The organism is Halorubrum sp. SD683 (assembly GCF_002135045.1).
Classification (GTDB): Archaea; Halobacteriota; Halobacteria; order Halobacteriales; family Haloferacaceae; genus Halorubrum; species Halorubrum ezzemoulense.
The window spans coordinates 1-1517 of sequence record NZ_NEWJ01000137.1; the positions used below are offsets into that span (position 1 = coordinate 1).

A 1517-nucleotide genomic window follows, 5' to 3' on the forward strand; every position below is an offset into this window, starting at 1 on the left:
GGACCGCCAAGCTCAAGCGCTTCTTCGAGTCCGAGGAGCGCGCGGCGGCCCGCCAGGCGCGGTCCGCGCTGCTCGCCAAGAAGCGCGGCGACAGCGCGGCGTTCACCGAGGTGGACCACGTCGCCGACCTCGAGGCCGCCGTCGAGGACGCCGGCATCGGCGACCGCGAGTACCTCGAGTCGTCGGGCATCGACGCCGACGCCGTCGACGAGGCCGCCTCGCGCGCCGAGGGCGGCGGGGGCGGCTCCCGGAGCCGCACCGAGGTCGTCCGGGACGCGGTCGACGCCCTCGACGACCCGACAGAGGCGGCCGTCGTGGATCGCGCCGCGGCCGACGGCGTCCCCGCCGACGCGGCCCGCGAGATCCTGACCCGCCTCGCGCACCGCGGCGAACTCACCGAGTCGAACGGGCGGTATCGCCTCCTCTGAGCTCGGTTCCAAGCGCAGACGCCGACTGGACAAAGCACTTATATGACGCTCGTGAGGGGTCGCGTATGGACACCCGCACGGCCCTCCTGGCGGCGGCCGCCGCCCTCCTCGTCGCAAGCGCGGTCGGCGCCGTCGCCGTCCCCGGCGCGATCACCGACCCGCGGGAGACGAACGAGCCGCCCGGCCGGATCGACGTCGCCGGCGCGACCGTCGCGCCCGGCGAGGTGCGCGGCGAGACCGCCGAGCTCCGGCTCGGCACCGACCTCCGCCACCGCGGCTCGACGGTCGAGAACGTCACGGTCCGCCACCGCGCGATCGGCAGCGAGTCCGGCCTCCTCGTCGACGAGACCACGGTCGACGTGGGCGACGTCAACTTCGAGGGGGAGCAAACGGTCAACGGCACGGTCGACGTCGAGCGCGAGGGGGGCTACCGCATCGAGACGGTCGTCTTCGCGGACGGCCAGCGCCGCGAGGAACAGACCACTCGCGTCGGCGGCGTCGCAGCGCTCACGCCCGACTACGCGGACACGAGGGTCGGCTTCACCGACGGGACGGTCTGGCCGACGGTCGCCGTGAGCGTCACCGAGGCCGACAACGAGACGGCGACGCTGTCGGCGTCGATTTCCGTGACGAACCGCGGCGACGAGCCGAGCGACGACGTCGACCTCCGGCTCTACCTCCGGCAGGCGGAGTCGAACGTGATCGCCGGGGAGGCGACGGAGACCGTCGGCACCGTCCGCCCCGGTCGCACCGACACCGTGACGGCGACCGTCGAGGTGCCGAACGGCTACAACTACTACGTCGACGCCGCGCTGTTCGACGACGACGTGCTCGTCGACGAGACGCAGGGCGTCGCGAACCTGAACCCGCAGGAGACCCTCTCCGCGAACGAGACGGTCCGCGACGTACAGTTCACCGTCGAGGACTTCGAGCGCGGCGAGGGGGGCGTCGGCGGCGACAGTGCCGGTGACGACGGAGCGACGCGAGACGGCGGCGCCAGCGGCGACGCGACGCCCGGTTTCGGCCCGCTCGTCGCGCTCGTCGCGCTCGTCGTCACGGCGCTGCTCGCACGGAGGCGACGATGACTGA

General features: G+C 73.5%; 2 protein-coding genes. Both read left to right on the top strand.

From position 1 onward, the window contains the following. Nucleotides 1-428, top strand: a 428-nt coding sequence (locus B9G49_RS16010; protein ID WP_086217028.1) for a DUF5817 family protein, incomplete at its 5' end; no start/stop codon positions are given. A gap of 65 nt (nucleotides 429-493) precedes the next feature. Then, a complete protein-coding gene (locus B9G49_RS16015; protein ID WP_086217029.1) occupies nucleotides 494-1513 on the top strand; it encodes a PGF-CTERM sorting domain-containing protein in 1020 nt (339 codons plus the stop codon). Nucleotides 1514-1517: the final 4 nt, after the last annotated feature.

What these genes read in the sequence shown, in the direction of transcription:
- B9G49_RS16015 (WP_086217029.1), top strand. Translation starts at nt 494, where the DNA reads ATGGACACCCGCACGGCCCTCCTGGCGGCGGCCGCCGCCCTCCTCGTC.